This window comes from Flavobacterium soyae, from assembly GCF_045348165.1.
Classification (GTDB): Bacteria; Bacteroidota; Bacteroidia; order Flavobacteriales; family Flavobacteriaceae; genus Flavobacterium; species Flavobacterium soyae.
Map to the genome: position 1 here is coordinate 1,671,387 of NZ_CP150845.1, position 26,364 is coordinate 1,697,750.

General features: G+C 34.4%; 20 protein-coding genes and 1 pseudogene. 10 read left to right on the plus strand and 11 right to left on the minus strand.

Features of this window, described 5'->3' with window-relative positions; all coding sequences use genetic code 11:
• The first annotated feature begins 10 nt into the window (after positions 1–10).
• A complete protein-coding gene (locus AABD74_RS07385) occupies positions 11–472 on the plus strand; it encodes an Lrp/AsnC family transcriptional regulator (protein WP_029271860.1) in 462 nt (153 codons plus the stop codon).
• 240 nt (positions 473–712) lie between these two features.
• Positions 713–2,059 carry a deoxyguanosinetriphosphate triphosphohydrolase gene (locus AABD74_RS07390; RefSeq protein ID WP_406845114.1) on the plus strand — a complete coding sequence of 449 codons (1,347 nt, stop codon included), beginning with the start codon at positions 713–715 and terminating at the stop codon, positions 2,057–2,059.
• Positions 2,060–2,135: 76 nt separating this feature from the next.
• Here the strand turns inward: AABD74_RS07390 and AABD74_RS07395 are convergent, their stop codons facing one another.
• The 4 genes from AABD74_RS07395 to AABD74_RS07410 are packed head-to-tail and all read right to left on the minus strand — an operon-like array spanning position 2,136 to position 6,403.
• Positions 2,136–3,137, minus strand: a complete 1,002-nt coding sequence (locus AABD74_RS07395) for a DUF3078 domain-containing protein (protein WP_406845115.1) — start codon at positions 3,135–3,137, stop codon at positions 2,136–2,138.
• Between the two features lie 35 nt (positions 3,138–3,172).
• Positions 3,173–4,960 (minus strand): 1-deoxy-D-xylulose-5-phosphate synthase, encoded by a 1,788-nt coding sequence (locus AABD74_RS07400; RefSeq protein WP_232676373.1) that lies wholly within the window; start codon positions 4,958–4,960, stop codon positions 3,173–3,175.
• A 52-nt stretch (positions 4,961–5,012) separates the two neighbouring features.
• The gene (locus AABD74_RS07405; protein ID WP_406845116.1) at positions 5,013–5,654 is read right to left on the minus strand and encodes a hypothetical protein; all 642 of its coding nucleotides are present in this window, start codon (positions 5,652–5,654) and stop codon (positions 5,013–5,015) included.
• Positions 5,651–6,403, minus strand: coding sequence for a hypothetical protein (locus AABD74_RS07410; RefSeq protein WP_232676356.1), 753 nt, complete (start codon positions 6,401–6,403; stop codon positions 5,651–5,653). The genes AABD74_RS07405 and AABD74_RS07410 overlap by 4 nt, the downstream gene beginning before the upstream one ends.
• Before the next feature lie 60 nt (positions 6,404–6,463).
• Here AABD74_RS07410 and AABD74_RS07415 point away from each other — a divergent pair, with 60 nt between their 5' ends.
• From AABD74_RS07415 to pbpC, 3 genes are all read left to right on the plus strand, one after another.
• A complete protein-coding gene (locus tag AABD74_RS07415; RefSeq protein ID WP_057121345.1) occupies positions 6,464–6,907 on the plus strand; it encodes a nucleoside deaminase in 444 nt (147 codons plus the stop codon).
• Positions 6,908–7,133: 226 nt separating this feature from the next.
• Positions 7,134–12,809 (plus strand): alpha-2-macroglobulin family protein, encoded by a 5,676-nt coding sequence (locus AABD74_RS07420; protein WP_406845117.1) that lies wholly within the window; start codon positions 7,134–7,136, stop codon positions 12,807–12,809.
• A 225-nt stretch (positions 12,810–13,034) separates the two neighbouring features.
• Positions 13,035–15,410, plus strand: coding sequence for a penicillin-binding protein 1C (gene pbpC / locus AABD74_RS07425; protein WP_406845118.1), 2,376 nt, complete (start codon positions 13,035–13,037; stop codon positions 15,408–15,410).
• Positions 15,411–15,667: 257 nt separating this feature from the next.
• On the opposite strand, the gene AABD74_RS07430 is transcribed toward pbpC, so the two are convergent.
• Both AABD74_RS07430 and AABD74_RS07435 read right to left on the minus strand, forming a co-directional pair.
• Entirely contained in the window at positions 15,668–17,212 is a 1,545-nt protein-coding gene (locus AABD74_RS07430) for a ribonuclease E/G (RefSeq protein WP_035645529.1), read from the minus strand.
• 378 nt (positions 17,213–17,590) lie between these two features.
• Entirely contained in the window at positions 17,591–17,881 is a 291-nt protein-coding gene (locus AABD74_RS07435) for an HU family DNA-binding protein (RefSeq protein ID WP_007805026.1), read from the minus strand.
• 139 nt (positions 17,882–18,020) lie between these two features.
• On the opposite strand from AABD74_RS07435, the gene mutY reads away from it, so the two are divergent.
• Positions 18,021–19,055 carry an A/G-specific adenine glycosylase gene (mutY, locus tag AABD74_RS07440; RefSeq protein ID WP_406845119.1) on the plus strand — a complete coding sequence of 345 codons (1,035 nt, stop codon included), beginning with the start codon at positions 18,021–18,023 and terminating at the stop codon, positions 19,053–19,055.
• Between the two features lie 43 nt (positions 19,056–19,098).
• Here the strand turns inward: mutY and AABD74_RS07445 are convergent, their stop codons facing one another.
• Together AABD74_RS07445 and AABD74_RS07450 are read right to left on the minus strand one after the other, a co-directional pair.
• Entirely contained in the window at positions 19,099–19,335 is a 237-nt protein-coding gene (locus AABD74_RS07445) for a hypothetical protein (protein ID WP_232676329.1), read from the minus strand.
• A 19-nt stretch (positions 19,336–19,354) separates the two neighbouring features.
• Entirely contained in the window at positions 19,355–19,693 is a 339-nt protein-coding gene (locus tag AABD74_RS07450; protein ID WP_232676327.1) for a DUF2085 domain-containing protein, read from the minus strand.
• Between the two features lie 213 nt (positions 19,694–19,906).
• On the opposite strand from AABD74_RS07450, the gene AABD74_RS07455 reads away from it, so the two are divergent.
• From AABD74_RS07455 to gldD, 3 genes are read left to right on the plus strand one after another with little or no spacing between them, the layout of a single operon-like run.
• The gene (locus AABD74_RS07455; RefSeq protein WP_232676325.1) at positions 19,907–20,347 is read left to right on the plus strand and encodes a single-stranded DNA-binding protein; all 441 of its coding nucleotides are present in this window, start codon (positions 19,907–19,909) and stop codon (positions 20,345–20,347) included.
• Positions 20,348–20,370: 23 nt separating this feature from the next.
• Positions 20,371–21,666, plus strand: coding sequence for a gliding motility-associated protein GldE (locus AABD74_RS07460; protein ID WP_232676316.1), 1,296 nt, complete (start codon positions 20,371–20,373; stop codon positions 21,664–21,666).
• Entirely contained in the window at positions 21,667–22,227 is a 561-nt protein-coding gene (gene gldD / locus AABD74_RS07465; RefSeq protein ID WP_309840794.1) for a gliding motility lipoprotein GldD, read from the plus strand.
• A 153-nt stretch (positions 22,228–22,380) separates the two neighbouring features.
• On the opposite strand, the pseudogene AABD74_RS07470 reads toward gldD, so the two are convergent.
• From AABD74_RS07470 to AABD74_RS07480, 3 genes and pseudogenes are all read right to left on the minus strand, one after another.
• Positions 22,381–23,711 (minus strand): annotated as a pseudogene (locus AABD74_RS07470) (IS1182 family transposase).
• Positions 23,712–23,980: 269 nt separating this feature from the next.
• Positions 23,981–24,568 (minus strand): hypothetical protein, encoded by a 588-nt coding sequence (locus tag AABD74_RS07475; RefSeq protein ID WP_406845120.1) that lies wholly within the window; start codon positions 24,566–24,568, stop codon positions 23,981–23,983.
• A gap of 191 nt (positions 24,569–24,759) precedes the next feature.
• Positions 24,760–25,143, minus strand: coding sequence for a heavy-metal-associated domain-containing protein (locus AABD74_RS07480; RefSeq protein ID WP_406845121.1), 384 nt, complete (start codon positions 25,141–25,143; stop codon positions 24,760–24,762).
• A gap of 101 nt (positions 25,144–25,244) precedes the next feature.
• Between AABD74_RS07480 and AABD74_RS07485 the strand changes: the two genes are divergently transcribed.
• Positions 25,245–26,111 carry a DMT family transporter gene (locus AABD74_RS07485; protein ID WP_406845122.1) on the plus strand — a complete coding sequence of 289 codons (867 nt, stop codon included), beginning with the start codon at positions 25,245–25,247 and terminating at the stop codon, positions 26,109–26,111.
• Positions 26,112–26,364: the final 253 nt, after the last annotated feature.

A 26,364-nucleotide genomic window follows, 5' to 3' on the forward strand; every position in this document is an offset into this window, starting at 1 on the left:
AAAAAAAACTATGGAAAACCTCGATAAAACCGATTTACTGATCCTGAAACACCTTCAGGAAAACTCAAATATTAACACAAAAGACCTTGCCAGTAAATTATTTCTTACTGTAACTCCAGTTTATGAGCGTATAAAAAGGTTAGAAAGGGACGGATTTATAACAAAGTATGTAGCATTGCTTGACAGAAAAAAAATGAACCGCGGCATGACGGTTTTTTGCAACGTTCGTTTAAAAGAACACGCCAAAAATGTGGGAAGTAATTTTGTAAAAGATATTGTAGCGCTTCCCGAAATTATAGAATGCTATAATATTGCCGGCGATTATGATTTTATGCTAAAAATCTTGGTACAGGATATGGCTAGTTATCAGGATTTTGTAATGAATAAATTATCAACCATTGAAAACATCGGAAATACGAACAGTATTTTTGTGATGGGAGAAATAAAACACAGCACCGCATTAGAATTCTAATATTATTCTGCCACAGATTAAAAAGATTATAATGATTTTTTTAGGATTGACGGTTAGGTTTTTTGCCACGAATTTCACGAATTTTCATAAATCATTGTGTATAAATTAATTCGTGAAAATTCGTGAAATTCGCGGCAAACAAAACATTTAATTATCCTAAAATAAAATGTATTTTTGAAATCTTAAATCACCAAATTTAGATCAAAAATCTAAAATCGTTAATCTGCAATCTAAAATCAAATGAACTGGGAACAACTTTTATCATTAAAACGTCAGGGCGATACAAGCAAAAGATTACGTGTAGAACAAGATGATACACGATTAGGTTTTGAAGTCGATTATGACCGAATTATTTTTTCGGCGGCGTTTCGTTCCCTGCAGGATAAAACCCAGGTAATTCCGCTTTCTAAAACAGATTTCGTGCATACAAGATTAACACACAGTTTAGAAGTTTCTGTTGTGGGAAGATCTTTGGGGCGTTTGGTAGGTAAAAAAATCATCGAAAAATATCCTTATTTAAAAGAAATTCACGGTTATCATATGAATGATTTTGGAGCAATTGTAGCCGCAGCTTCATTAGCGCATGATATTGGGAATCCACCTTTTGGACATTCGGGAGAAAAAGCAATTGGGGAATACTTTTCTACCGGAAAGGGATTAAAATTCAAAGATAAATTAACCGCTAAACAATGGCAGGATTTAATTGATTTTGAAGGAAATGCCAATGGATTTTCGGTATTAACCGCAAGCCGTCCGGGAATTGAAGGCGGACTTAGAATTTCATACGCAACATTAGGTGCTTTTATGAAATATCCGAAAGAAAGTCTTCCGAAAAAACCAACGAGTAATATTGCTGATAAAAAATACGGTTTCTTCCAGTCAGATAAAGCTTTTTTTGAGGAAGTGGCTGACGATATGGGATTAATTGCCAATAAAGAGGATGGAGATATTGGTTTTGAAAGACATCCTTTGGCGTATTTAGTTGAAGCTGCAGATGATATTTGCTACACGATTATCGATTTTGAAGACGGGATAAATCTTGGTTTAGTTTCTGAGGATTATGCTTTAGAATACTTAATCAAATTAGTAAAAGACAATATTGGAGTTGCCAAATATAAATTGTTAGAAACAAAAGAAGACAGAATAAGTTATTTACGTGCCTTAGCAATTAACGCTTTAATTAATGATGCCGTAGATGTTTTTGTAGAAAATGAAGAAGCAATTCTGGCCGGAAATTTCCCTTTTGCCTTAACAGACAAAAGTAAATACAAAGCGCAGATGAATGATATCATCAAGTTAAGTGTTGAAAAAATCTATCAAAGCCGCGAAGTTATTGAAAAAGAGATTGTGGGTTATCAAATCATTCAGACTCTGCTGGATAAATTTATTACAGCATTCAATAACAAGTATGAAGGAACGGCATCAAACTACGATAAACTGATCCTTAAAATGCTGCCGGAAAAGCACCATTTGGAGAAAGGCAATTTATATGAGCGTCTGCTTCATATCTGCCATTATGTTTCTCTTTTAACAGATGGAAACGCGCTGGAATTATATGAAATGATTCAGGGACGAAAAAAGAATTAACGTTTGCTGCTATATTATAAAAAAAGTGCCTGTAAAATTGCAGACACTTTTTTTATAGAATGACAAGTGTTTTATTTTATTGAAAAGCATAAACTAAACCAACGCCAAGAACTTGGCGCAGCTGGGCTCTTGGGCCATCGTTAACCTGTGTAGTGCTTCCGGTTGTAGGATCGACAACATCTTTTTTAGTTTTAATATCATCGTCGTATACTAAATGAACACCAATATTTGCTTTTACATAAGCATTTACTACAAGATCCAGGCGGGTATCATAATCGACATCGACATTTCCAAATCTGTTTAAATAATCAGTATACAAGCTTAATCTGTTTTCATAAAAAACATTTTTAAAGATTTCGCTTTTCATATATGCCGTAAAAAGAATACCAAACTCCGCCTTTACTTTTTGCCCTTCCTCAACTAAAATTTGGTTATTAGGATCTAAAGGATCAGTCATGTAAACTGCTTTTTTAACACCAAAAGAACCTTGATTTGCCAAGTATTGATCTAATACCAAAGTAGTTTTTAACGTAATAGGAGAGAAGTAAAAAGTTCTGTTTTTCTTTTTGTTTGAATTCTCAGCCCCCGCTCCCAGGAATATATAAGCTGGAGCAAAAGGTTTAGAGATTGCAATGTCCCGGTTTGGATAATTGTAACCGTTTGTAAATTGCGTATTAAAGTTAAATTTAGCAGAATAATACCAGTTTGAAACCGTATCTTTTCTAAATCCGTATGTTGAGTTTAATAAAACAGCATCATCTGTTTTTCTCAGTTCAGTCCCATCTTGTTTATTTAAACCATATTTTACAATAAGTTCGTTAACCCATTTATGATTTCCTTTTACAAAAGTTCTTCCAAATTCTCCCTTAAATAAACCTGAAATAGAACTTGTTCCCCCCGGACTCCAGTTCACAAATGCGATCTCTGAAATATCAAAACCTAACTGATTTTTTTTAGTCCAATTTGAAGGAGGTTTAGGTATCTGATTTGGATCTAAAGTTGTTTGTATAAGCTGAGCAAAATTCTTAGAAGTACATAAAAACAACAAAAGTAAAAGAGTAGAACGCAATAATTTCATTAGGTTGAATTTTATTTTTTGGAGTTGCAAAATAATTATTTTACGCCGTTTGAAAAAAGATTTACCAAACTTTTAACGTCAATTTTACACAATTGTTGCTGCTGAAGTACGCTTCCATGCTCAATAAACTGGTCGGGAATACCTAAAACTTCGACATTATTTTTGAAATTATTTAATGCGGCAAACTCCAAAACTGCACTTCCAAAACCGCCTTTTTTTACTCCGTCTTCAATGGTAATTATACTTTCGAAAGTTGAAAATATATTGTTTAACATATTGATATCTAATGGTTTGATGAATGGAAAGTCGTAATGTGCCAGATCATCTGAATTAGCACATTCATTTAAAGCCTCAATTACATTATTTCCAATTGCTCCCGTAGATAAAACGGCTGTTTTTGTGCCGTTTTTTAAGCAGTTTCCTTCGCCGATATTAATTTTTTCGTAATGTCCGAAATTTTCTACTTCCCAGTTTTGTAAGACTCCGCGTCCTCTTGGATATCGAATGGCAATAGGGTGATTTAAGCCTAATTGAGCCGTATATAAAATGTTTTGAAGCGCAATTTCATTAATTGGCGCATATATAATCATGTTAGGGATAGAACGCAGATAAGCAATGTCAAAAACACCATGATGCGTTGCACCATCTTCACCAACCAAACCGGCTCTGTCCAAACAAAAAATAACAGGTAAATTTTGCAGCGCAACGTCATGAATAACCTGATCGTAAGCGCGCTGTAAAAAAGTTGAATAAATATTGCAGTATACGATCATTCCCTGAGTTGCCATTCCGGCAGCAAGAGTTACGGCATGCTGTTCTGCAATTCCCACATCAAAAGCACGTTCCGGCAATTCATCCATCATAAATTTTAAAGAACTTCCCGAAGGCATTGCAGGTGTGATTCCTATTATTTTTTCGTTCTTTTTAGCTAGATCTAAAATTGTTAAGCCAAAAACATCCTGATATTTTGGCGGAAGATTTTCTTCTGATTTTAAATGAATTTCTCCAGTCGAAGCATCAAATTTTCCGGGCGCATGATATCTTACCTGATTTTCCTCTGCTTGCTGTAAACCTTTTCCTTTAGTGGTTACAATATGAAGAAACTTTGGTCCTTTTATCTTTTTTAATCGGTTTAATTCTTTGATTAAAGTTGGAAAATCATGTCCATCGATTGGACCGGAATAATCAAAATTCAACGATTTTATAATGTTATTCTGTTTCGGATTTTTTCCGTTTTTAACAGCAGTCAGATATTTTTTTAAAGCACCAACACTCGGATCAATTCCAATGGCGTTATCGTTTAAAATTACAAGAATATTAGCATCGGTAACTCCGGCATGGTTTAAACCTTCAAAAGCCATTCCGCTAGCGATAGAAGCGTCGCCGATAACTGCAATATGCTGTTTATCTAAATCGCCTTTTAGTTTAGAAGCAATTGCCATTCCGAGCGCTGCAGAAATAGAAGTAGAAGAATGCCCAACGCCAAAAGTATCATAAATGCTTTCTGTTCTTTTTGGAAAACCTGAAACGCCTCCAATTTGCCTGTTAGTGTGGAAAATTTCTCTTCTTTCGGTTAAAATTTTATGTCCGTAAGCCTGATGTCCAACATCCCAAACCAATAAATCTTCGGGCGTATTAAAAACATAATGTAAAGCAATTGTAAGTTCTACAACGCCTAAACTGGCACCCAAATGGCCTTCTTTTACAGAAACAACATCAATAATAAACTGACGTAATTCCTGAGCAACCTCAGTAAGCTGCTCTTCTTTTAAAAGACGTAAATCGGCAGGATTGTATATGTTCGAAAGTAAATTGCTTTTCATTGTAAGGTAAAAAGCAAATTTACGGTTTTAAATTTAATTTTTTCGCTGAGTGCTATTTCAATAAAATTGGTACAGAATATTGCATCCTGATTTTTTTTCCGTTCGATTCACCGGGCTGCCATTTCGGACATAAACTTAAAACTCTTATAATTTCTTTTTGCAAAGGTTCTTCAACTGCTGGTGAGCATTCAAGAAATGAAATTGTACCATTTTTTTCTACTGCAAATGCAAGTGTGAAATTTAGTTTCCAATAACTTACGTTTTCAGGTTTTTTATATTCTTTCATAAAAAAGCTGTGAAATTGTTCTATTCCACCTGGAAATTCTGCGTTAGAATTCAAAGGAGCTTTTGTAGCTAATGAAGAATCATCTTTTTTTACTTTATCAGATTTTGAAGGTTTGTTTTCATCAATTTCTCCAGATACAATTGCTGTATTTTTTTTAAATTTAATTTGCTCGACATTTGGTAAATCTGGCAAGGTTTGATCTAATTTTTTCTTACTTATCGTAGTGGTATCTAAAGCAGTAGATTTTGTTACCGAAGAAGTATCTTTGTTAACTTCAATATTCTCAATTTTTTGTTTTTGATCTTCTTTGTTTTGACAACCGAATAAAGTTGTTGCTATAGCTGCATACAATGCTAAAAGCAATTTGTATTGCTTTGTCTGAGCAGTTATTTTATGGTTTATTTTCATCCTTTATTACTTATACAAAAAGTGTAAGTTGAGCGAACAACTCGGTTTTTTAGTTTGCCAGGAATCCAATTTGGAGCTTTCTCTAAAACTTTAGCGATATCTTTTTCACTTGCTGAAGTTGTATTTTTAAGGATATTAAAATTACTCAGACTTCCGTCGCCTTCTATTACAAATAAAACAGATATTTCTCCTTTATCTAAACCAGTGCAATTTTTATTAAAATAAGAATGAAATTTCTTCATTCCAGTTTTCGGAACAGGCAGAATATCCAAATCATTTGAATTATAAATAACTCCATAATGTCCAGTTTGAGAATATTCTTCCGTGTTTAGTTTTTCTACAGGCATCACCACAATTCCTGTAAGAGCTTGTGGTTCTGGTTTAGAATCTTCTACAATTTCAACTTTATCAATTTTGTGCTTATTTCCCTCCTTATCCTGACAGCTAAATAATGTAGTTCCCATAGCTACAAAAAGCGCTAATAAAAATATTTTACGATAATGGGTTTGGTTATATAATATTTGATAAGGAATCTGAATATTTATCTCACTTAATTGTTCGCTTTTAAATCTTCCACAAATATTTTTATTTGAAATAAAATACTGCTGAATTTCATCAGGAAGCATAGATGTAAAATCAACAACAGTTTTAGTACAGCTTAAACAAAATCTTCCATTGTCTTTTGGCGTCATTTTGTCCCAGTTTTCATGGCAAGGCTCAGGAATCGTTATTTTAAGATTTTTTTCCATATTCAAATTTCAAAATTTAAATGTAATAAAAATAATGACTAAAGTTTTACTTTTGCATCTATGGAAAATCCTTTCACTGACGAATATTTTATGAAAAAAGCCTTGCAGGAAGCGGAAGAAGCTTTTGCTAAAGGCGAAATTCCTGTTGGAGCCATTATTGTTGTGGCTGACAAAGTAATTGCAAGAAGCCATAATTTGACTGAATTACTGAATGACGTTACTGCTCATGCCGAAATGCAGTCGATAACCGCCGCGGCGAATTTTCTCGGCGGAAAATATTTGAAAGACTGCACACTTTACGTCACTCTTGAACCATGCCAAATGTGTGCAGGTGCTTTGTACTGGAGCCAGATTTCAAAAATTGTTTTTGGCGCACGCGACGAACAGCGAGGATTTCTTAATATGGGAACAAAACTGCACCCAAAAACAACTGTGGTTTCTGGTGTAATGGCTAATGAAGCTGCGGATTTAATGAAACGTTTTTTTCTGGAAAGAAGAAAATGATCTTTTAAAAAAGATGTAGCAGATAGCTGGAAATAGTCTCTAACCAATGCTGCAATAACTAGCAAACTTCAACAAAAGTTAAATAATTATTGCTAAAGAATTTTCTTCATAAAGAAACAAAAAATACGCTACTTTTATTGTAATTTAATTTGCGTTTTGCTGTTACGACTTTAAACAGCAGATCATCTTAAATTACTAACTTGTTAACCATTAACTCTAAATAAAAGTGAAAGCAAAAGGTTTAGTTCTCGTATTTTTTGTGTTTTTTATTTTTCAATCCTGCGGCAGAAAATCGGCTGCGGATTTCAATTCAGATTTTTCATTATTTAAAGAGTACATAACCAGCTTTACCAGCGGAATCGTTTCCTCCGATTCTGATATTCGGGTTGTTTTGGCTTTCGATAAAAACGATTGGAAACCCAATCAGGAATTAGACGACGACTTATTTGATATTTCACCAAACGTTCACGGAAAAGTGGTAGCACTTTCTACCAATACAATTGCTTTTATTTCAGAGAAAAAATTAAATCCGGGAACAGAATATCAGGTTACTTTAAACTTAGACAAGCTGACAGCAATTCCGAAAGAGAAAGAAAAGGACCTTTCTAAATTCAACTTTACAGTTAAAACAGTTAAGCAGGATTTTACCATAAATACCGGCGATATACAATCGTACAGTAAAGAATATCAATATTTAAACTGCGTTTTAAAAACAGCAGATAATATTGATCTTGAAACGGCTCAAAAACTGGTCGAAGCCAAACAAAAAGGAAATAATCTTAAAATTAAGTTTGAGAAAACGACAGGTTCTGCAAAAGAATTTCGTTTTATAATTGACAGTATTCAGCGTTTTTCTGAAGCTTCAAACTTGGAGATTATATACGACGGAAATGATTTTGATATCGATCAAAAAGGACAAATCGATTTTCCGATTACAAGCATTAATGAATTTAAAATTATAAAAGTTGAAGTTCCGGATGGAAGTAACCAATCGGTTTCAATTAATTTTTCTGAACCTTTAGAAAAAGGACAAGATTTTAAAGGATTAGTTTCGATTCAAAACACTAATAACTTAAAATTTTCTACACAAGGGAATTTATTAAAAGTATATTTTACAAACGAAAATGCTTCTAAAAAAGAAGAACCAGCCCCGGTTGTTGTTCAGGAAGAAACGGCTGAAGTTACCGTTGATTCTGCTGCAGTTGTTGTCGATTCCGCCGCCGCTGTTGTTGACGCTTCGGCAGAAGATATTGTTGAAGTTGTTCCCGATGAAGAGCCTGAACAAGTGATTACGGGAGAATTACTTTTGGAAGTTTTTCAGGGAATTGAAAGCCAGTACGGCAAAAAAATGGAGGCGAACTATTCTGAAAAAATTTCTTTTGATCAGATAAAACCAAATGTTCGTTTTATTAAAAACGGTACAATTCTGCCAAGTTCAAACAATTTAAAACTGAATTTTGAAGCAGTAAATTTAAGTGCCGTTGATGTAAAAGTTTATAAAATTTACAAAAATAATATTCTGCAGTTTCTTCAATACAACGAATTAAACGGAGCGCAAAACCTCAAAAAAGTGGCGCAGCCTATTGCAAAAACAACGCTTAATTTAAGAGAAAGCACGCTCGTAAATCTAACGAAATGGAATACATATGCTTTAGATTTATCTAAAATTATAAAACCTGAACCAGGTGCGATCTATAGAGTTGAGTTTGAATATAAAAAGAAATATTCGCTGTATAAATGTGAAACCTCAGAGGATGATTCAAATAATGAAGAGGAAGAAGAAGTCGATGAAAATGATGTAAACTACAGTGGAAACTCATACGACGATTATTATTACGATGATTACGAATGGAGAGAAAGCCAAGATCCTTGCTCTGGATCGTATTATTATAATGCGAAAATTGCAACCAATATTCTGGCTTCAGATTTAGGGGTTATTGCCAAAAGAGGTGAAAACAAATCGTATCTATTTGCCGTAAATAATATTGTGACGACTGAACCTGTTTCGAACGCAAGAGTTGATTTGTACAATTTTCAACAGCAAAAAATTGCAACACAAGCAACAAGCAGCGAAGGAATTGCTTCTTTCCAACTGGATAAATTCGCCTATTTTGCAATTGTAACATTAGGCGATCAATCGACATATGTGAAGTTAGACGACGGACTTTCGTTATCGGTAAGTAATTTTGATGTTGCCGGAGAGACTTTACAAAAAGGTTTAAAAGGATTTATTTACGGAGAAAGAGGCGTGTGGCGTCCGGGAGATAATTTGTATTTGTCTTTTATTTTGAATGATGCTACAAATAAACTTCCGAAATCACATCCGATAAAATTCAGACTAAACGATCCGAATGGGAAAACCGTTTATCAAACCGTTCAAAAAACGAATGATTTAAATCATTATGCCTTTATAGTTCCAACAAATCAGGATGTACCAACAGGAAATTGGGAAGCAATGGTAAGCGTTGGCGGCGCTAAATTCTATAAGAGTATTAAAATAGAAACGATTAAACCAAATCGTTTAAAAATTAAAAATACTTTTAGCAGAAAAACACTTTCATCGTCTTATCCAAATACAGATAATCTGGAAGTAACATGGCTTCATGGTGCAATTGCGAAAAATTTAAATGTAGAAATGCAGGCAAAATTCTCGCAGCAAACCACCACTTTTAAAGGTTTTGAAAAATATAGTTTTGATGATTTAGTCCGTCAGTTTAGTACAGAAGAAATCAATGTTTTCTCAGGAAAATTAAACGAAAGTGGAAAAGCTTCTGTAAATATTCAGCCTAGATTGCAAGGTCAGGCGCCGGGAATGCTTCGCGCTTCGTTCATTACAAAAGTGTATGAAGAAGGCGGGGATTTTAGTACAGACGTTATTTCGACAACCTATTCTCCATACAAGACTTACGTTGGAATAAAATCGCCTGAACTTAACAAATACAATATGCTTGAAACCAGAACGAATAATCGTTTTGAAGTAGTTACGGTTGATGAAAACGGAAGGCCAAAAGCAGTTCGAAATCTTGAAGTAAGAATTTACAAAGTAGACTGGAGATGGTGGTGGGATTCTTCAAACGATAACTTATCGAATTATAATTCATCAAATTCCACGACATCTTATAAATCTACGGTAATTAATACCGATTCAAGCGGAAGAGGAAGTTTTCAATTTGCTTTAACCGATGAAGAATGGGGACGTTATTTAATTCGTGTTGAAGATCCAAACGATGGACATGCCACAGCTTTAACCGTAAATATCGACTGGCCAATCTGGTCTGGAAAAACTAGAAACAGAGATGCTTCTACAGCTAATATGTTAGTTTTTTCTACCGATAAAAAGAATTATGCTGTTGGAGAAAAAGCACAAATATCTTTCCCTTCAAGTGAAGGCGGACGTGCATTAATTTCTATAGAAAATGGTTCACGAGTGGTACAAACACTTTGGGCAGAAACCAAAAATGGAGAAACAAAAGTTGAAGTTCCAATTACGGGAGCAATGGCGCCAAATGTGTATTTCAATATCACGTTATTACAGCCGCACGCATCAACTAAAAACGATTCGCCAATTCGTATGTACGGAATCGTTCCGATTGAGGTTGTAGATAAAAACACGATTTTAGCACCAACAATTAATATGCCTGATGTCCTGAAACCAGAGCAGCCATTTACAGTAAAAGTGGGTGAAAAATCAGGAAAAGAAATGACGTATACAATTGCTGTTGTTGATGAAGGATTGTTGGATTTAACTCGTTTTAAAACGCCAAATGCATGGGATAGTTTCTATGTTCGTGAAGCTTTAGGAGTGAAAACATGGGACGTTTACGATGATGTAATTGGTGCTTACGGCGGAAAAATAAACCAAATTTTCAGTATTGGAGGGGATCAGGATTTAGGAGGCGGAAAAGCTAAAAAAGCAAACCGTTTTAAACCAGTTGTATTGTATTATGGCCCGTTTAAATTAGAAAAAGGAGAAACAAAATCACATCAATTAAAACTTCCAAAATACATTGGTTCAGTTAGAACAATGGTTGTTGCGGGAGACGCTGCGACAAGTGCTTACGGAAGTGTAGAAAAAGCAACTCCGGTTAGAAGTCCGTTGATGGTTTTAGCTTCATTGCCGAGAAAAATTTCACCTTCAGAAAAAGTGACGATTCCGGTTACCGTTTTTGCAACTGAAAATAAAATCAAAAATGTTTCTGTTCAGATCAAAACAAGCAACGGATTAAAAGTTGTGGGAAGCACTGTTCAAAAGCTAAGTTTTGCACAGCCAGACGAAAAAATGGCGTATTTCAATTTGGTTGTAGGTTCTGCAACCGGAATTGCAAAAGTTCAGGTTATTGCAACATCAGGAAATGAGAAATCATCTTACGATGTTGAAATTGATATGACGAACCCGAATCCGGTAACAAGTACTTTTACAGATGTTATTTTGACTCCAAACAGTACAAAAACACTTTCGTGGAAAACATTTGGTGTTGCCGGAAGTAATAAAGCAAGATTAGAAGTTTCGTCTATGCCTTCGATGAATTTAAATGGCAGAATGCAATATTTAATCCAATATCCGCATGGCTGCGTAGAACAGACAACATCGTCGGTTTTTCCGCAATTATTCTTAAGTGATGTTGCCGATATTGATGCGAAACGTAAAGAAATTATTCAAAAAAATATCGCAGCCGGAATTCAGAGATTAGGAAACTTCCAGTTATCAAACGGTGGATTGCCTTACTGGCAAGGAGGTACAATTGCAGACGATTGGGGAACTTCATACGCTGGACATTTCTTGATTGAAGCAGAGAAAAAAGGATATGTACTGCCAATTAATTTCAAATCAAAGTGGCTTTCGTATCAGCAGAAAGAAGCAAAACAATGGCGTTTTGAACCGAAATACGGAAACGATCTGGCTCAGTCTTATAGACTATATACTTTGGCTTTAGCCGGAAATGCCGATTTATCGTCAATGAACAGATTGCGCGAAACAAAATCAATTTCGAATGAAAGTAAACTTCGTTTGGCTGCTGCGTATGTTTTAGCCGGACAAAAATCGGCAGGACAGAATTTACTGCTTCAAACGAGTATTGATGGATCGGATGGTTATAATTATTACTATTATGGTTCTGACGAAAGAAATAGAGCAATGGCTTTAGAAACGCTGCTTCTTTTAGATCAAAAACAAAAAGCATTTGCAACGGCAACAAAATTAGCCAAAGAAATGTCAGCAAATCAATGGATGAGTACGCAGACAACGGCTTACTGTTTGTATTCAATGTCGAAATTTGCGATAAGTAATGGTCCAAAAGGAATCAATATCCAGTTTAGCAAAAATGGTAAAGGAGAAACTATAAATACGCAAAAAACAATCGCAGATCGAAGTTTATCTGCTGCCAGCGGAACAAATAGTATCACCTTAAAAAACCTTAAAAATAATACGGTTTATGTTCGCGTATTGAATACCGGAATTTTACCAATTGGACATGAAAATGCTGTTCAAAGTGATGTTTCGGCAAGTATTGTTTTCAAAAACAGAAAAGGAAGTACGATAGATGTTTCAAGAATTAGTCAGGGAACAGAATTTATTGCGGAGGTTACGATTAAAAACCAAAGAAATGAAAGTATCCAAAATGTGGCATTATCACAAATTCTGCCTTCTGGATTCGAAATTGTAAACACGCGTTTCACCGATTACGGAGACGCAGTAAATAATATTGCCGATTATATTGATATCCGTGACGACAGAACTAATTTCTACTTCGGAATGAAATCGAGAGAAACGAAAGTTTTCAGAATTCTGCTAAACGCATCGTATCTAGGAAATTATTATTTACCTGGTTTACAATGCGAAGCCATGTACGACAATACATTCCTGGCAAGAACAAAAGGATTCTGGGTTGAGGTTGTGAAGTAGAATGAAAAAATAGCCCACGGATTTTACGGATGAAACGGATTCGAACAGATGTTATTAAATTACTCTGCGAAAACTCGTGTCATCCGTAAAATCAGTGGGCAAAAAACTTTGCAGTAAAATAAAGTTTCACGCAGATTTAGCAGATCTAAGCAGATCAAAAAAGAAAATCTGCCAAATCTGCTAAATCTGCGTGCAAAAAAACTTTGCGGTTAAATAAAATCAGTCTTGAAAAATAAACTTATAGCGTTTTTCCAACGCATTATAAACTGGATTAAAAGAAACAAAATAAAATCAGCAATTGCATTTGTGTTTTTGTTGATTTACTATTTTTCCCTTCCCCGAACTTTATTCAAAGAACCGTATTCAACCGTTATTGAAAGTAAAGAAGGAGAATTGCTCGGTGCCAAAATTGCCCGCGACGGACAATGGCGTTTTCCGGCGCAGGACAGCGTGCCAGATAAATTCAAAAAATGTATTGTTTATTTTGAAGACGAGTATTTCTATAAACATCCGGGATTTAATCCGGGAGCGATGGTAAATGCCTTTAAACAAAACCGAAAAGCGGGTAAAGTAGTAAGAGGAGGAAGTACTTTAACACAGCAGGTTATCCGATTATCCCGAAAAGGGAAAAACAGAACCTATTTTGAAAAACTTGTCGAAATTATTCTCGCAACAAGATTAGAATTAGGTTATTCTAAAAATGAAATTCTCGAAATGTACGCTGCTCATGCGCCATTTGGAGGAAATGTCGTTGGACTCGAAATGGCTTCGTGGCGTTATTTTGGCGTACAGTCCAATCAATTATCGTGGGCAGAAAATGCTGTTTTGGCGGTTTTACCAAATGCGCCTAGTTTAATTTATCCCGGAAAAAATCAGATAAAATTACTAAACAAACGAAACCGACTTTTACTGAAACTGCATCAGGAAGGAATAATTGACAAACAGACGTACGAACTTTCGATAGAAGAACCATTACCTCAAAAACCTTATGATCTGCCTCAAATTGCACCGCATTTATTACAGAGAGTGGCAAAAAGTGAAGAAGGAACACGGGTAAAAACTACAATCGATCATGCCTTGCAAAATCGTGTAAATCAAATCGCAAGATATTATTACAATCAATACAAGCAGAATGAAGTTCATAATCTGGCAATTTTAGTAATTGATGTTCAGAACAGAAATGTAATGAGTTATGTTGGAAATTCCCCAACAGATAAAGATCATCAAAAAGATGTTGATATTATTGATGCTCCGCGAAGTACAGGAAGTATTTTGAAACCGCTTTTATACGGCGCAATGCTTGACGACGGCGAATTATTACCGAATACTTTGGTGGCTGATATTCCAACGCAGATTTCAGGTTATACACCGCAGAATTTTAACCTTACTTTTGATGGAGCAGTTCCGGCGCATCGAGCTTTGTCGCGTTCATTAAATATTCCGGCAGTATTAATGCTTCAGGAATTTACAGTCAATAAATTTTATGAAGAACTTCAAAAATTCAAATTAAAAGACATAAATAAAACCCCTGATCATTATGGTTTATCGCTTATTTTAGGCGGTGCCGAAAGTAATTTGTGGGATTTATGCCGAACGTATGCAAATCTTTCTTCCACGGTTAATTATTACACTAAAAACAACGGAAAATACCGAACAAACGAATTCACAGAGCTAAATTATAAAAACGATTTTAAGCCTGATTTTGGATCTGAAACGAATCAGAAGAATATTTTGGGTGCGGGATCAATTTGGTTAACGTATAATGCAATGGAAGAAGTAAATAGACCAGAAGGAGATGAAGCCTGGAAATTTTATGACAGCTCATTAAAAATTGCCTGGAAAACAGGAACAAGTTTCGGAAATCGTGATGCGTGGGCCATTGGAACAAATTCAAGATATGTAGTGGGAATTTGGGTTGGAAATGCAACCGGAGAAGGAAGGCCGACTTTAACCGGAGTTACGAGTGCCGCGCCAATTTTATTTGACGTTTTTAATTTACTTCCAAGACAAAGATGGTTTGATATTCCGTATAAAGATTTAGAAGAAGTTGAGGTTTGTCGCTTAAGCGGTTATTTGGCAAAAGAAAATTGCCCAAAAATTAAACAATGGGTTTCTAAAAAAGGAAAATCTACAGCAGTTTGTCCGTATCATAAAACCATTCATTTAGATAAAACAGAACAATTTCAGGTAAACAGCAGCTGCGAAAGCATTGAAAATATTGTAACTAAAAACTGGTTTGTACTGCCTCCTGTAATGGCTTGGTATTACAAAAGCCAGCATATAGAATATTTACCTCTGCCGCCATTTAAAGAAGGATGCGAAGGAACACAAACTAAAACAATGGATTTTATTTATCCGAAAGCCAACAGCAAAATTTATTTGACTAAAGATTTCAATAGTAAAGTACAGCCCGTAATTTTAAAAGTAGCTTATTCTGAAAGGGATAAAGAGCTTTTTTGGTATGTTGATGATGTTTATAAAGCCACCACAAAAACTTTTCATGAACTGCCAATTATGCCAGCAACAGGAATACATTATATTACGGTTGTAGATGCTTCTGGAAATGAAATTAGACGAAAAATAGAAATTGTGAGGGAATAAATTCCAAATTTAAAAAAGAAGTTACTGTATGTCAGGCTGAGCGAAGTCGAAGCCCGCGTGCCAATTGGAGCGCCCTTCGACTTCGCTCAGGGTGACACTTTTGTATTCAAAATGACTTTTTAAATATAGTTTTAAGCCTAAATTTCCGCCACGAATTACACCAATTGACACAAATTAATTCGTGCAAATTCGTGTAATTCGTGGCAAAAAAAAGAGCATAAAAAAACCGCCCCGATGCATCGGGGCGGTTTTGATTTTTATTCTGAAATAACATTTCCTTTTTTATCATAGAAATGGTATTCTAAGTACGTGTAAGCGTCACGAGGTATGATTTTCACCCATTTCTTATGTTCAAAAAACCATTTTGAACGTAATGATGGAAAACCTTTGCTGAGGTATGCAGCCACAAACGGATGTGTGTTAAGCACAACTTTATTGTGGGTTTTTAAAAGTCTTTCTAAATCAGAGGTGATCTTGTCTATTATTAATATTGGTGCTTCAATTTCACCATTGACTTTATTAGGATCTTCTTCTCTGGTTTTAATGTTAACTTCTGGTCTTACGCGCTGTCTTGTAATCTGGACTAAACCAAATTTACTCGGCGGTAATATTTTATGCTTTGCTTTATCGTCGCTCATTTCTTCTCGCAAGAAGTCGAACAAAACTTTCCTGTTTTCTGGATTAGACATATCGATAAAATCAACTACGATAATTCCGCCCATATCTCTCAGACGAAGTTGTCTGGCGATTTCTGCTGCGGCAATCATATTCACTTCCATGGCGGTGTCTTCCTGGTTGGTAGCTTTATTCGAACGGTTTCCGCTGTTTACGTCTATAACGTGAAGAGCTTCAGTATGTTCGATGATAAGGTAAGCCCCTTTACTCATAGAAACGGTTCTGCCAAAAGAAGTTTTGATTTGTCTCTCTATATTGTATTTCTCAAAAATTGGAGTGTCATTTGATTGATAAAACTTAACAATCGATTGTTTTGAAGGTGCAATTTCTTGCAGATATTCCTTCGTTTGATGGTACAACTCTTCATCATCTATTTGGATACCACTAAAGGTATCATTGAATACATCTCTTAATATCGAAGAAGCCCTGTTAAGCTCTCCTAATACTTTTGATGGATGATGAGCAGTTGGTAATTTTTTACACATTGCAGACCATCTGCCAAGCAGGTTCTGCAAATCTTTTTCTAATTCGGCTACGTTTTTGCCTTCGGCTACTGTACGAACAATAACACCAAATCCTTTAGGTTTGATCGATAGAACAAGTTTTTTTAGACGATCCTTTTCTTTTTTGTCTTCTATTTTTTGAGAAATAGAAACACGATCAGAAAAAGGAACTAGAACGATAAATCTTCCGGCAAGAGAAAGCTCAGCACTTATTCTTGGGCCTTTGGTCGATATAGGTTCTTTAACTACTTGAACTAAAACAGATTGATTGGCACTTAAAATATCAGTAATGATGCCATCTTTGTCAATCTCTTTTTCAAACTGAAAGGTTTTTAGGGAGAAATCTTTTATTTTACCTGCGCTTACAAGTTTTATGAATTTCAGCTGAGAAGCTAAGTTTGGGCCTAAATCGTGATAATGTAAAAAGGCATCTTTTTCGAAGCCTACATTTACAAAAGCAGCATTAAGTCCGGCAACTGGTTTTCTGATTTTGGCAATAAAAATATCACCAACCTGAAAGTTGCTTTTCTCTTCTTCTTTGTGTAATTCAATTAGTTTTCCATCTTTTAATAAGGCAAAATCTACGGCTTCAGAACTAGATCTAATGATTAATTCTTTATTCACACTGTAAATTTTTATCCGTGAATTGGTTGTCGGTTGTTTGTTGATAGTTGTTGGTAAAAATAACCAAAAACCAAAAACCAAGAACCATCAACTTCTACAAGGATGGATTAAACAATATTTTAACAGGTATTGAACCCGGGGAAAACTAGCTGGCAGTTTCCAGTTCCAAGTAATCAGTAAACTGAATACTAAAATCTGATGACTGAACACTAATTCTCAATTTCAATGAACGTTTAAAAAGAAAAAAGTAGTTTAAAACTACTTTTTCTTTTTGTGACGGTTAGCTCTCGCTCTTTTCTTACGTTTGTGAGTAGCTACCTTATGTCTCTTTCTTTTTTTACCACTTGGCATATCGTGTCAGATTTATGTTAATTAATATTATTTTGCTTCGTTGTTAGTTTTAACTCCTTCTACAAATACTTTTGCAGGTTTAAACGCAGGGATGTTGTGTGCCGGGATTTTGATTGTAGTGTTTTTTGAGATGTTTCTACCAGTTTTTTCAGCTCTGGTTTTTACAATAAAACTACCAAAACCTCTTAGGTAAACATTGTCTCCTGTTTCTAAAGAAGTTTTTACTTCTTCCATAAAAGTTTCTACTGTTGCTTGAACATCTCCTTTTTCAAGACCTAATTTCTCTGAAATTTTCGCTACGATATCTGCTTTCGTCATTTTCTTTCCTATTTTATTTATAAATGGTGTACTATTTTTTTGAGTTTGCAAATATAGGAATTAAAAAAATAATTAATCAAGCTAATTCGTTAAATTTTAATTACATAAACATTTACTTTTGTATTCTAAGTATTTTGCAATGAATTTTTCTAACATATTGATAAAATGGTATTTACAAAACAAACGTGATTTACCGTGGCGAAAAACGGCCGATCCGTACCAAATTTGGCTCTCAGAAATTATGCTGCAGCAAACAAGAGTTGCGCAAGGAATGCCTTACTTTTTTGCTTTTACGGAGGAATTTCCTACTGTTTTTGATCTTGCAAATGCATCTGAAGAACAAGTTTTAAAACTTTGGCAGGGACTTGGCTATTATTCACGAGCTCGAAATCTTCACAAAACGGCAAAATATGTCGCCGATGATTTAAACGGAAGTTTTCCTCCTTCTTATAAAGAACTTTTAAATTTAAAGGGTGTAGGCGAATATACAGCCGCTGCAATTGCTTCTTTCTCTTATAATGAAGCCGTTCCTGTTGTAGACGGAAATGTATTTCGTGTACTTTCCCGCTATTTTGATATAGAATCAGATATTGCACAGCCCACAGCAAAAAAAGAATTTACAAAACTGGCTTATGAATTAATGCCAAAAGATAACCCGGCGATATTCAATCAGGCGATAATGGAGTTTGGCGCACTGCAATGTGTTCCTAAAAGTCCCAATTGTTCTGTCTGTGTTTTTAATGACAGCTGTTTAGCGCTGCAGAAAAATAAAGTTGATTCTTTACCGGTAAAATCAAAAAAAGTAAAAATTACAAATAGGTTTTTTAATTATCTGGTTTTAGAAGATATTTTAGGAAACACTATTGTTCAAAAAAGAACTGCAAAAGGAATCTGGCATAATTTGTATGAGTTTCCTCTTTTTGAAAGCAGTGAAATTGTAGATTTTAATACTGTTGCCGGTATAGTAAAAAATGATATGTTTTCTTTCCATACTATAGTAGGTATCGAAGAATGCAGTGAAGCGGCCATAATTCATAAGCTTTCGCATCAGCATCTTCACATTCAGTTTTGGAAAATAAAAATTAATGAAGCACTTGAAAAAGGAATTGATTTGAAAACTTTAAAAAGCTTTCCTTTTCCAATTGTAATATATAATTTTATTGAGAAATTATAATAATAAAAAACGACTTTTATGAGAAGTCGTTTTTTATTCATTTCTATACTCCGGCGGCGGCGTACTGAATTATTCTAACCACAATTCCAACTGCAAAACCAATTAAGGCCATATTACATGCTGATTTTGCTGCTACGGGCTCATCATTCTTTTTTACAAAGTAAATAATTGCTCCGGCTAACGGAATACAAAAAGATAAAACTTTTAGCGGCGTGCTTAAATCTTGTTCCGATTTATCATTTTTTTCGAATTCATTAAAATTAGAATTTTCTTCAGACATAATTGTTTGTTTTACGTGGTTAATTAATAAAAATGTATTTAAAAAAATATACTGTCCAGTATGCGATAAAATCAGATAATCCGGCAAGTCCGTATCCAGCAATAATTCCTGAGAAAAAGCGCAAAAAATTATTACTTTCTCTATTAAAATAGGCTTGCGTGAGACCGTCAATCATTGTTGGAAGAATTGCTAGTAATGCCAGATAAATGTCTATTTTAATAAACCATAAAAGAGGTATAAAAATAAAATAGCCAACATAAATGCCGGTACAACGGGCACAAAAAGGAAATTGTTTCCCTTTATAAAAAAAAGACCTTTCAGGTAGTTTGTGGCAGCTGACAAATTCGATTTTTCTCATGAATCAAAAATACAATAATTTTTTATTTAACATAATTTTTCTTAGTGTCAATATTTTATATTCCTTCGTTTAATTAGAATTGGAAATATTTAGTACAGAATGAAATGCTGTTTTAAGTAAAAATACTTTTCTAAATACAATCTACAATTTTTATAAAAGCAGGAATTAATTTGCTAAAAAAATGTATCTTTGGTAGAAATACCACTATTAATTATGAATGGAACATTAAATAAGGTTATGCTTATTGGTCATTTAGGCGATGATGTAAAAATGCATTATTTTGATGGAGGAAACTGTATTGGTCGCTTTCAACTGGCTACAAATGAAGTTTACATAAATAAAACGACCAATGAAAAAATAACGTCTACAGAATGGCATAATTTGGTTGTGCGTAATAAAGCTGCCGAAATTTGTGAAAAATACCTTTCTAAAGGTGATAAAATATATGTTGAAGGACGTATTAAGTCAAGACAGTGGCAGGCTGAAGACGGCACAACAAAATATACAACCGAAATTCAGGTTACAGAATTTACTTTTCTGACTACCAAAAAAGAAACTGCAAATCAGCGGTCAGGCCACGATCAGGAACCAGCAAAAAATGCTAACTTTGATGCGCCAAACGAAGGTTTGCCAATTAATGATCTGCCTTTTTGATTGTTTAACTAATCCTATGTAATTTGGACCCGGAGCCCAGTTTATTATTTACTACAACTTTAGACACCAATTTAATAATTGGTTTTGTCGGAATATTTATTTTGCTGTTTTTATCAGCAATTGTTTCAGGTGCCGAAGTTGCACTTTTTTCTTTGTCCCAAAAAGATATTGATGACACTCTTCAGGAAAACCTTTCAAAAGGAAAAATTATTTCTGATCTTTTAGACAAACCCAAAAAACTTTTAGCAACCTTATTAGTCGCCAATAATTTTTTAAATATTGGAGTCGTTATTTTGTTCTCTTTTATTGGCAGAAACATTTTTTCAGGTGTTGATTCTCCTGTTTTAAAATTTATTTTAGAAGTAATTCTGGTTACTTTCCTGATTTTATTATTTGCAGAAGTTTTGCCAAAAGTTTACGCAAGCCGTAACAATGTAAAATTTGCCAAACGTTTCGCCTATTCCATTTCTATTTTAGATAAATTACTGTCGCCAATAAGCTTGCCTATGCGCAGTGTTACTTTATATTTGCATAATAAATTAGGGAAACAAAAAAACAGCTTTTCTATAAATCAGCTTTCTCAGGCTTTAGAATTAACAGATTCTGAAGGAACATCAACAGAAGAGCAAAAAATATTAGAAGGAATTGTTTCTTTTGGAAATACAGATACAAAGCAGGTTATGAGTCCGAGGATTGATATATTTGCATTGGAAATTACAGAATCATTTTCGGCAATTTATCCTAAAATAATCGAAAAAGGATTTTCAAGAATTCCGGTTTATCGAGATAATATTGACCAGATTGAAGGTGTTTTGTTTGTTAAGGATTTATTGCCGCATATTGATAAAGACAATTTTGACTGGACATCTTTAATAAGAGAAGCATTTTTCGTTCCTGAGAATAAAAAATTGGATAATCTATTAAAAGATTTTCAAAGCCTTAAAAGTCATTTGGCAATTGTTGTTGACGAATATGGCGGAACTTCCGGATTAGTTTCTTTAGAAGACATAATTGAAGAAATAGTAGGGGATATCAGCGATGAATTTGATGATGAAAATTTAAATTTCTCTCAAATAGACGAAAAGAATTTTCTTTTTGAAGGAAAAATAAACCTTAAAGATTTCTATAGAATTGTCGATGTCGACGAAGATATATTTGAATCTCATAAAGGTGAAGCCGAAACGCTTGCCGGATTTATTTTAGAAATCCTGGGGAATTTCCCTAAAAAAGATCAAAAAATAGCTTTTGAAAATTGTCTTTTTACAATAGAAACAGTTGATAAGAAGCGTGTAAAACAAATAAAAGTAACAATAGAATAAATGTTTAAAAGAATAATTTCGGTCGCGGTAATTTTGCTCACATTAACAGTTGTAAGCTGTAAAGACGACGTTTTGCCCAAACCTGCAAGTTTCCTTAGATTAGATTATCCAGAAGCCAAATATGTCAATTTTGAAAACAATTGCCCGTTTGCTTTTGAAATGAATGAAGATGCGGTTATTAAAGGTGAAAAAGACTGCGGATTTGCGATTACATATCCAAAAATGAAAGCGACGATTTACTTAACCTATAAGCCTGTTCACGGCGATATCGAAAAGCTTTTAAAAGATGCTCAAAAACTGACTTACGAACACGTTATTAAAGCCGATGATATTTTAGAACAACCGTATTTAAACGCAGAAAAGAAAGTTTACGGTATGTTTTATCAAGTGGATGGAAATGCGGCTACAAACTCTCAATTTTACGTTACAGACAGTACAAAACATTTTATAACAGGATCAGTTTATTTTTATGCAAAACCAAATTTTGATTCTGTAATGCCGGCTGCAAGTTATATCAAAAATGATATGCAGCGATTGATGGAAACGTTAAAATGGAAATAAAAGAATACAAAAAAGAGGCTGTCTCAAAAGGACAGCTTCTTTTTTTTGGTAAAAACAAGATTGTCCACTAAAAACATTAATTCAGGTTTTTCGGATTCCACTTTCAAGATAATTTTTTATTTCTTGCTGATTTTAGGTAAAAACGAGCTGTTTTTATCCTGTAAAGGCCATTTTTTGTAAATTATGGGCAATAGAAATCAATCCGATTTCTACCTCGGCCTTGTTTTGTCCTCGAAGCATAAATCGTTTAAATCCTTTATTGTGCTTGATCTGGGCAAATACGGGTTCTACATCATGACACCTTTGCTTTCTGAGCTGTTCTCCCCGTTTTGTTTTAAGTAAATCAAATGCCTTTTACCTTATTTGAGCAATTCAGGATTGTTTTGCGAGGCGGTCACCTGTTTGGTTTTGCAGTCTCTGTCAAAATAATTGTACTTAACAAAGGCTTTTATTTTTCTGGCTTTTAATAAGTTGTAGTTTTCCTGCGAACCATAGCCAGCATCGGCAACTAACTCTTTGGGAACTTTTTTGTATGATTTTTCAAAACTATCAATATGCGGGCTAAGCGTTTTTGTGTCAGTAGGATTCGGATGCAGGCTGTAGTGCAGAATGAACTGCTTATTGGTACTGATCTGCAGATTGTAAGCCGGTTTTAACTGGCCGTTTAGCATATGGTCCTCTTTCATGCGCATAAAAGTGGCATCGGTATCGGTCTTGGAGAACGAGTTTCTGTTTTGAAGAATTTCTTCTTGCTGTTTGTACTTTTCAAGGTTCTTTGGCCAGTTCTTTTTGGCATAATTGAGCTTCTGGCGTACTTTCGAAGGAACTTTTTTCTCTTTCAAAACTGCATTGATCGTGTTGATTGCAGCTTCTACTTTTTCTTTATCAATAGCCCTAAAATCAACAGATTCTGTATTTTTGAGTTCTTCTTTGGCTACACTCTGTGCATAATTCCAAAGTTCTTCCAGCTGTTGTTCAATACGTTCTTTACTCTTTTTAATAGCCTTCCCCCATACAAAAGTGTAGCGGTTGGCATTGGCTTCAATCTTTGTGCCGTCAACAAAGGCAGTCTTAAGGCTTACGATGCCCTCCCTTTCTAGCAAAAGAACAATTTGGGTAAAAATTTCTTTAATCTGCCCATTTAGACGTTGACTTCTAAAACGATTGATCGTATTGTGATCCGGCTGGCTCATACCGCTGAGCCACATAAAATGGATATTTTCTTTAAGGGCCTGTTCAAGTTTTCGGCTTGAATAAATATTGCACAAATAACCATAGACCAACACTTTCAAAAGCATTTTAGGATGGTAGCTTGAAGTGCCTCCTGGTTTGTAATTGCGCATTAAACTTGTTAAATCTAAACCATCAACGATGCCAGAGACTACTCTTACAGGGTGCTTACTATCAATCAGCTCCGATAAATTCGGAGGAAAAAGCACATTTTGGTTGGGAATGTAATCTTTAAAGACTACTTTTGAAGCTATACACACACCGCAATTTAATCAAATTGCAAGAATTAGGAAAGCGAAAGCTTTCCTTTTTTTATGCCACAAAAAAAGCTGCCTCACTTTTGAGACAGCCTCTTTTTGTTTTTTAAATATAAGAACAGAAAAAACAGATAAGGGTTACTTTTCTTTGATTTGATTGTGTCGTGTTATGGTTGTATGCCACACGAAATGATTCGTGCGGGAGCGGAGTTTATTTTTCATCCCATAATGAGAATAATTTTGTCCTATTGGTCAGGAAACCGATATCATCGCGTTGATATATCCGAGCCATCTGGCTCATTGTAATCAGGTAATCGGGAAAAAATGTCAACACCGCCATCCCCCATAATTAGAAAATAATTTTCTGACTTTGAGAACCCTAAATATTTATTTCCCTCATAACTATTTTGTTGCAACTCTAAAAAATATTTTTTTTCAGTCTTATAATTTAAGAGTCTGGGTGCCTTGATATTCCAAGCAATATCAACAACTTCTATCTTCCATGTATTATCCTTTGTTAATAAATTTCCACCTCCACCTCTTAATCCAAAAATAAATACAGTTTCAGACTTACTTTCAACAAAAAAAGTCAAATTATCATCAGATATGCTTTTTATAAATGAATTCTCATAATCACTAAATATGGTATTCTTTTTAAGAATATCATAAATAAAAATTCCATCGACATTAATTAGTAAAATATTTTCATCTGAAAACCATCCAATTGCTATTATTCCGTTTAGGCCAATAGCCGAATAGTACTCCCATTCGCCTGCTTTCGCGACTAAATTTTCGTCTGATAACTCATCAAACATGTTGACATCATATTTGTTTTTTAACTCTTTTAATCTCATAATTACGGCTTTATAATTTTATCACTACCAAATTTAAAGGCTTTTAACTTCCATAACTAAAAAAGAGGCTGTCTCAAAAGTAAAATCAAGCTGTTGAGAATCGCGTAAATGGAAAATTTCTCCGATAGGTATCCGAATAAAAAAGAGGTTGTCTCTAAAAGTCGAGACAACCTCTTTTTTATGGAGAAACTTTAAACTTTAGATTTAAAGTTCGAAACTTTATATGTTTTTCCGTCTCCGGTTTCCTGAACAACTTTAGTCAGTGATTCAGGAGTTTGAACAGTTTTGTCGAAAGTAACAGTTGCTAATTTTTTATCAAAATCAACAGTTGCTTTTTCTACACCTTCTAAATTAGATAATTCCGTTTCGATAGTTTTGGCACATCCAACTGCACAAGTCATACCTTCAATGTTGAAACTTGCCGTTTGTACATTTTCTGCAGCAATTGGTTTGTGTTCTTTTGGAGCAGCTTTTTCAGCATTAATTACTGCCAAACTTTTATCTTCTTCTTTTTTACAACTTACGAATACTAAACCAGCAATTGCTAATGAAGCTATGATCTTTGTGAATTTCATATTATAAGAATTTAATTTACTAATAATTTTCTTTGCAAAATTAGTAAAAAGGAAGAGGCTAATTCGTAAAAATAGTACAAATTTGCAGTAAAATACTTTTTATGGATGCAAAACAGTTAAAGTGGGCTTACTTGTTAGTATTGTCACTAATTTGGGGAAGTTCTTTTATTTTAATCAAAAGAGGATTAGTAGGTTTAACCGCAGTTCAGGTTGGATCTTTCCGAATTATTTTTGCTGCCCTTTTTTTATTGATTGTTGGTTTTAAAAGTTTAAAAAAGATTTCTCGCCGCCAATGGAAATTTGTTGCGATAACTTCTTTTTTTGGGACTTTTACGCCAGCTTTTCTTTTTGCGATTGCAGAAACAGAAGTTGACAGCTCAATTGTAGCCATTTTAAATTCGCTTACGCCTTTAAATACGTTGGTTTTAGGAATATTGATTTTTGGGATTCAATTTCAAAAACGACAGGTTTTAGGTGTTTTTGTTGGTTTAATTGGATGTTTGTTACTGGTTTTAAGCGGCGCAGCATCGCATCCGGGGCAGAATTACTATTATGTTATTTTGGTAGTTATTGCAACACTTAGTTATGCAATAAATGTCAATTTAATCAAGAAATATTTATCTGATTTAAACTCGCTTAGCATCACAACAGGGAATTTTGCCATATTGCTTATTCCGGCGTTGCTGATTTTAAGTACAACCGATATTCCTCAAAGAATAAGTATGGAAGTTACACATCATTCTATTTTCTTCGTAATGATTTTAGGAATTTTAGGAACCGGAATTGCAAATGTTTTGTTCTTTAAATTAATTCAGATTTCGTCTCCGGTTTTTGCAACTTCTGTAACTTATTTAATACCAATTGTTGCTTTTTTCTGGGGATTATTAGATAACGAAATGCTTACGCCAATTCAGTTTTTTGGTGCTTTTATTATTTTGATTGGAGTTTATTTATCGGCTAAGAAATAAGATAGTGATCAAGGTTTTGTTTGTCATCCTGCGTAAAATTAAAGGGCGTGCCAATTGGAACGGGGGCTTCGACTTCGCTAAGCCTGACAAAAAAGAGGATAAAAAGTTTTCTGGCAGAAGTTTGTCATTTCGACTGAAGGGAGAAATCGCACTAGAAACTCCGCATAGAATGTCGTCAATCTTTGTCGAATCCCGAGTGCGATTTCTCCCTTCAGTCGAAATGACAAACTAAATAAAAAAGCTTTGTCAAAAT